The sequence below is a fragment of the Longimicrobiaceae bacterium genome (genome assembly GCA_035696245.1).
In the GTDB taxonomy this organism is placed as follows: Bacteria; Gemmatimonadota; Gemmatimonadetes; order Longimicrobiales; family Longimicrobiaceae; genus DASRQW01.
The window spans coordinates 1-6130 of the sequence record DASRQW010000100.1; the positions used below are offsets into that span (position 1 = coordinate 1).

Annotated in this window: 7 protein-coding genes; all 7 read left to right on the plus strand. The window is 72.8% G+C overall.

Going from position 1 to position 6130, the window contains the following annotated elements:
* Window positions 1-379 precede the first annotated feature (379 nt).
* The 7 genes from VFE05_04510 to secG all read left to right on the plus strand — a co-directional run bounded on the left by VFE05_04510 (window position 380) and on the right by secG (window position 6074).
* The gene (locus VFE05_04510) at window positions 380-919 is read left to right on the plus strand and encodes a low molecular weight protein arginine phosphatase (protein HET6229319.1); all 540 of its coding nucleotides are present in this window, start codon (window positions 380-382) and stop codon (window positions 917-919) included.
* A complete protein-coding gene (aroE, locus tag VFE05_04515) occupies window positions 916-1749 on the plus strand; it encodes a shikimate dehydrogenase (protein ID HET6229320.1) in 834 nt (277 codons plus the stop codon). The genes VFE05_04510 and aroE overlap by 4 nt, the downstream gene beginning before the upstream one ends.
* On the plus strand, window positions 1746-2510 hold the full coding sequence (locus VFE05_04520) for a ComF family protein (GenBank protein HET6229321.1): 765 nt from the start codon (window positions 1746-1748) through the stop codon (window positions 2508-2510). Before aroE ends, VFE05_04520 begins: the two co-directional genes overlap by 4 nt.
* Before the next feature lie 68 nt (window positions 2511-2578).
* Window positions 2579-3586, plus strand: coding sequence for a type I glyceraldehyde-3-phosphate dehydrogenase (gap, locus tag VFE05_04525; protein ID HET6229322.1), 1008 nt, complete (start codon window positions 2579-2581; stop codon window positions 3584-3586).
* Window position 3587: 1 nt separating this feature from the next.
* Window positions 3588-4805, plus strand: a complete 1218-nt coding sequence (locus VFE05_04530) for a phosphoglycerate kinase (protein ID HET6229323.1) — start codon at window positions 3588-3590, stop codon at window positions 4803-4805.
* The gene (gene tpiA / locus VFE05_04535) at window positions 4802-5566 is read left to right on the plus strand and encodes a triose-phosphate isomerase (GenBank protein HET6229324.1); all 765 of its coding nucleotides are present in this window, start codon (window positions 4802-4804) and stop codon (window positions 5564-5566) included. The genes VFE05_04530 and tpiA overlap by 4 nt, the downstream gene beginning before the upstream one ends.
* Before the next feature lie 31 nt (window positions 5567-5597).
* Window positions 5598-6074: a preprotein translocase subunit SecG gene (secG, locus tag VFE05_04540; GenBank protein HET6229325.1), complete on the plus strand. Its 477-nt coding sequence runs from the start codon at window positions 5598-5600 to the stop codon at window positions 6072-6074.
* Window positions 6075-6130 lie beyond the last annotated feature (56 nt).

The window sequence follows — 6130 nt, forward strand, 5'->3', positions numbered from 1 at the left end:
ACTCGGCCCGAGCATCGCCGACCGTTCGTCTCGGCTGAGCATCGCCCGCTCCACCACCACGGCCGAGCATCTATCGACCTGCCGCGGCGCGCGGGTCCGCTGATCCGACGAAGTGCACCGGAACGGGGCGGAAGATGCGCATCTCCGGACCTTCGTCCGACTATAGTGTCACGTCGAATCGGGAGGGCGCTGACCCGTACGCATCCGCCCGATCCGCATCTCCCGAAACGGCTTGGAACGACCGGCCGAGGCCGATTGGATCGGAGCGCGCGAGCCGCCGATCTTCCCGCGCCGTTGCGCGCGTTTCTTGCATCCGCGCCAGGTTTTCGGCGCCCGAGGCTGCCGGAACGACGGAACGCAACGCGAACGACGACGAACCATGGATGCCAGCCGCGACCGCAGCCCCGGACGGGAGATGACGCACGACGCGCCGGAATCGCCGCGCACGACGACGTTCAACATCCTCTTCGTCTGCACCGGAAACACCTGCCGCTCGCCCATGGCCGAGGCGATCGCGCGCGAGGCCGTGCGCGGGCGCGGCTGGAAGAACGTGGAGGTCGCGTCCGCCGGCCTCAGCGCGCACGCCGGCGACCCCGCGAGCCCGGAGGCGGTGACGGTCGCCCGCCGGCACGGGGTGGACGTGGCCGCGCACACGTCCCGCCGCCTCACGCCGGAGTTGGTGGACTGGGCCGACGTGGTGCTGGCGATGGGCCAGTCGCACCTGGCCGCGCTGAACCGCATGGGCGGGCGCGACAAGTCGTCGCTGCTGGGCAGCTTCGCGGCGGGCGGCCCCGGCCGCGGCCCCGCCGTGCGCGACCCGTTCGGCGGCGGCGAGGCGGTGTACGAGGAGACCTTCCTGGAGCTGACGGAGCTGGTGGACGCATCCCTCGACCGGCTCGCCCCCATCCTGCACCCGTGACGCCAACCGCCCGCACGCGCGTGTTCGCCCTGCTGGGCGATCCCGTCGCACAGTCGCTCTCCCCCGCCTTCCAGAACGCCGCCCTGGCCGCCGCGCGGCTGGACGGCGTGTACGTGGCCCTGCGGTGCGCCCCGGCCGACGTGCCCGGCCTGGTGCGCTCGCTGGCGAACGCGGGCGGCGGAGGCAACGTCACCAAGCCGCACAAGCAGGCCGCGGCGGAGTCGGTAGACCGGCGCACGGCGGCGGTGGAGGCGACTGGCGCCTGCAACACCTTCTGGCTGGAGGAGGGCCGCGTGTGCGGCGACAACACCGACGTGGAGGGCGCCGCCGGGGCCGTGCGCGCGCTGCTGGGGCGGGAGCCCGCGGGCGCGCGCGTGCTGCTGCTGGGCGCGGGCGGCTCCGCCCGCGCCGTGGCGCATGCGCTGGTGAGCGAGCGCGTGGAGCGGCTCGTGGTACTGAACCGCACCCTCCGCCGGGCCGACGAGCTGGCGAGCCGCCTGGGCGTGAGCGAATGCGACGTGTGCACCGCCGCCCACGTGCACGATCTGGCGGACGACGACTTCGACTTGGTGGTCAACGCCACGTCGCTGGGGATGGACGAGGCCGACGCGCTGCCGCTTCCGCTGGACGGCGGTCCGCGGTTCGGCGCCGCGCTGGACCTGGTGTACTCGCGCCGGAGCACGCCGTGGGTGCGCATTCTCCGCTCGCACGGCGTGCCCGCGGCGGACGGACGGGAGATGCTGCTGCGGCAGGGCGCCGCCGCCTTCCGCCGCTGGTGGGGCGTGGAGCCGCCGCTCGGTGCGATGCGCGCCGCGCTGGAGGACGCGTGAGCGCGCTCCACCTGGCCCGCCAGGTCCTCGTCGGTGCTCTCGACCTCGTCTTCGCCCCCGTCTGCGTGGGCTGCGGCCAGGCCGTGTCCACGGCGGAGACGGAGCGGCTGGTGTGCCGCGTGTGCTGGGCGCGCTGCCGGCCCGTGCCCGCCCCCCGGTGCGGGCGCTGCTGGGGTCCCGTGCTGCCCGGCCGCACGCCCTCGCCCACATGCCGCGCGTGCGAAGAGTGGCCCAGCGCCGTCCGCGCCGTGCGCTCCGCCTACGTCATGGGCGACGGCGTGCGGTCCCTGGTCCACGCCGTGAAGTACCGCGGCTGGTCGGCCGCCGCGGCGCCGCTGGCCGCGAAGATGGCCGCGCTGCCGTTCCCCGACGACGTGGGCGACGAGGCGCGGCTGGTCGTTCCCGTGCCCACCAGCGCCGCCCGCGTCCGCGAGCGCGGCTACAACCAGGCCGCCCTCCTGGCGGAGGGTTTCGCGCGTCTCACCGGACGTACGTCCGATCCCGAACTGCTAGCCAGGACGCGGGCATCTGCCACGCAAACCACCTTGCATCCCAGCGAGCGCCGGGCTAACGTAGCGGGCGCTTTCGCCGTCCCCGCGGGCCGGGCCGGCGAGCTGCGCGGGGAGCACGTCGTCCTCGTCGACGACGTGTGGACCACGGGCGCGACCGCCCTCGAGTGCGCCGACGCGCTGCTGGGGGCGGGCGCCCGCGTGGTCTCCGTGGCCACCTTCGCACGGGTCTTCCCCGAGCTGCACCGCTGAAGCCAGGGCCGGCCGCGCGGCACGGCCGGCCAGACACGCAAACCCGCCAGTCCGCTCCAGGGAGAGACATGTCCATTCGCGTCGCCATCAACGGGTTCGGCCGCATCGGCCGGAACGTCCTCCGTGCCGCCAGGAAGGCCGGCTACACCGACATCGAGTTCGTGGCGGTAAACGACCTCACCGACACCAAGACGCTGGCCCACCTGCTCCGCTACGACTCCGTGCACGGCCGCTTCGCCGGCAGCGTCGAGACGCGCGAGAACGCGCTGGTGGTGGACGGCGACGAGGTGAAGGTGTTCGCCGAGAAGGACCCGTCGGCCTTGCCGTGGCGCGACCTGGGCGTGGACATCGTCATCGAGTCCACCGGCCGCTTCACCAAGCGCGCCGACGCCGCCAAGCACCTCGACGCGGGCGCGAAGAAGGTCATCATCTCCGCCCCCGCCAAGGACGAGGACATCACCGTCGTGCTGGGCGTGAACGGCGACCTGTACGACCCCTCCAAGCACCACGTCGTCTCCAACGCGAGCTGCACCACCAACTGCCTCGCGCCCGTCGTGAAGGTCCTGCTCGACGAGTTCGGCTTCCGCCGCGGGCTGATGACCACCGTCCACTCCTACACGAACGACCAGCAGATCCTCGACCTCCCGCACAAGGACCTGCGCCGCGCCCGCGCCGCCGCCGTCTCCATGATCCCGACGACGACCGGCGCCGCGAAGGCGACCGGGCTGGTGATCCCAGAGGTGAAGGGGAAGATCGACGGCATCTCGATCCGCGTGCCCACGCCGGACGTCTCCGTCGTCGACCTCACGTGCGAGCTGGACAAGGACGTGGATGCCCGCGCGGTCAACGACGCCCTTCGCGCCGCCGCCGAGGGTCGGCTCAAGGGGATCCTCCAGTACGAGGAGGACGAGCTGGTCTCCGTCGACTTCATCGGCAACCCGCACTCGTCCATCGTGGATGCGCCCAGCACCAGCGTGACGGCCGGGCTGGTGAAGGTCGTCGCCTGGTACGACAACGAGTGGGGCTACTCCAACCGCTGCGTGGACCTGGCCCGCTACATGGGCGAGCGGCTGTAGGATGGAGAAGCTCACGCTGAAGGACCTGCCCGCCTCCGATCTGAAGGGGAAGCGGGCGCTAGTCCGTGTGGACTACAACGTCCCGCTGGACGCCGCCGGCCGCATCACCGACGACAAGCGCATCCGCGCCACGCTGCCCACGTTGCAGATGCTGGTGGATGCCGGGGCGCGCGTGGTCCTCCTCGCGCACTTCGGCCGCCCCAAGGGCAAGCCGGTTCCGGAGATGTCGCTGCGGCCCGTCGCCGGGCACCTCGGCGGGCTGCTGGGCCGCCCGGTGCGCTTCGTCGCGTCCACCGTGGGCGCCGAGGCGGAGCAGGCGACGCGGGAGATGAAGGACGGCGAGGTTCTGTTGATGGAGAACACCCGCTTCCTGCCCGGCGAGGAGAAGAACGACGCCGAGCTTTCACGGCAGATGGCGGCGCTGGGCGACCTCTACGTCAACGACGCGTTCGGCGCCGCGCACCGCGCGCACTCGTCCACCGCGGGCGTGGCGGAGGTGATGCGGGGCGAGGGCAAGCCCGCCGTCGCCGGCCTGCTGATGGACCGCGAGCTGGAGTACCTGGGCCGCGTCCTGGCCGAGCCCCGCCGGCCGTTCGTCGCCATCCTGGGCGGCGCGAAGATCTCCGGGAAGATCGACGTCATCCAGTCCCTCCTCCCAAAGGTCGACCGCCTGCTGATCGGCGGCGCAATGGCGAACACCTTCTTCCATGCCATGGGCCTGGATACGGGCAGCTCGCTCGTGGAGCCCGACCGCGTGGACCTCGCCCGCGAGCTGATCGACGGCTCCGGCGAGAAGCTCGTGCTGCCGGTCGATTGCGTCGTCGCCGAGAAGGTGGAGGCGGGGCAGAAGACGGAGACGGTGGACCGGGATGCGATCCCCGCCGGACGCATGGTGCTCGACGTCGGGCCCAAGACGGTGGCGGAGTATCGCGGGGTGATCGAATCCGCCGGCACCGTGCTGTGGAACGGGCCGATGGGCGTCTTCGAGGTGCCCGAGTTCGCGGCCGGCACCCGCGGCGTCGCTGAGGCGGTGGCTGACGCGACGGACCGCGGCGCGACCACGGTGATCGGCGGCGGCGACTCCGCGGCCGCCGTCGCGGAGATGGGGCTGGAGGAGCGCATCTCCCACGTCTCCACCGGCGGCGGCGCTTCGCTGGAGTTCCTGGAAGGCAAGACGCTGCCCGGGGTTGCCGCGCTGTCGGACCGGGAGGCCCCGTGACGCTGCGCAAGCCGGTCCTCGCCGGCAACTGGAAGATGCACATGGGCCCGTCGGAGACGCGGGCGTTCTTTGCGGACTTCCTCGCCGCCTGGCCCGCGCACGACGACCGCAGCGTCGTCTTCTTCCCGCCCGCCGTGTCCCTCGCCGCCGCGCGCGAAGCCCTTGGCGGACGGGAGGACGTGCTGCTCGGCGTGCAGAACGTCCACTGGGAGGTGAAGGGCGCATTCACGGGCGAGACATCCGCGCCGATGGCGGCGGATGCGGGTGCGCAGGCCGTCCTCGTGGGTCACAGCGAGCGCCGCCACGTCTTCGGCGAGACGAACGACGAGACGGCGAAGAAGGTCCGCGCCGTGCTCGACGCCGGCCTCGTCCCCATCCTCTGCGTAGGCGAGACCATCGGCGAGCGCCGCGCCGGGAGCGCGGACTCCGTCGTCCGCCAGCAGCTGGACGCCGTCTTGTCCACCCTGTCGGCGGAAGACGCCGAGCGGCTGGCCATCGCGTACGAGCCCGTCTGGGCCATCGGCACGGGCGAGACCGCATCTCCCGAAGATGCAGGCGCGATGCACCGCGTGGTGCGCGAGACGCTCGCCGCCGCGTTCGGTCCGGAGCGGGCGGCCGCGACGCCCGTCCTCTACGGCGGCAGCGTGAAGCCCGACAACGCGCGCGAGCTGCTGGCGACGGACGGGGTGGACGGCGTGCTGGTGGGCGGAGCCAGCCTGGACCCCGGCGGGTTCGCCGCCATCTGCGGCGCCACGGGTTGACAGTTGGCGCCCGCGGAGTAACTTCAAAGGCTTGACCACACGCCAGATCACCAGCCCCCGGACTCTCCCCGTGTTCTACCTGCTGCTCACGCTGCTCATCATCGACGCCGTATTCCTGATCCCCGTCGTCCTGCTCCAGTCGGGCAAGGGAGGCGGGCTCGCGGCCATGGGCGGCGGTGGCGGCACCGATACGCTGTTCGGCAGCCGGCAGGCGACCACGCTGCTGACCAAGGCGACCTGGTGGTGCGGCGGGATCTTCATGGCGCTGGCCTTCGCGCTCTCCATCCTGTCGTCCACGCCGCAGCGCGCCGCGAGCAGCATCCTTCAGCAGGAGCTGCAGGGCCGTCCGGCGGGCACCGCGCCCGCCGCCGCGCCTGCGATCCCCGGCACCAAGCCAGCCGGCACCGCTCCGGCGGGCGCCGCTCCCGCGACGGGCGCTCCGGCCACCGGCGCCGCGCCGGCCCCGGCCGCCCCGACTCCCGCGGGCACCGCCCCGGCGCCGAAGTAAGCTCCGCGGTGCAGGGAAGAACGAGAGCGGGCCGGCTTCTGCCGGCCCGCATTTTC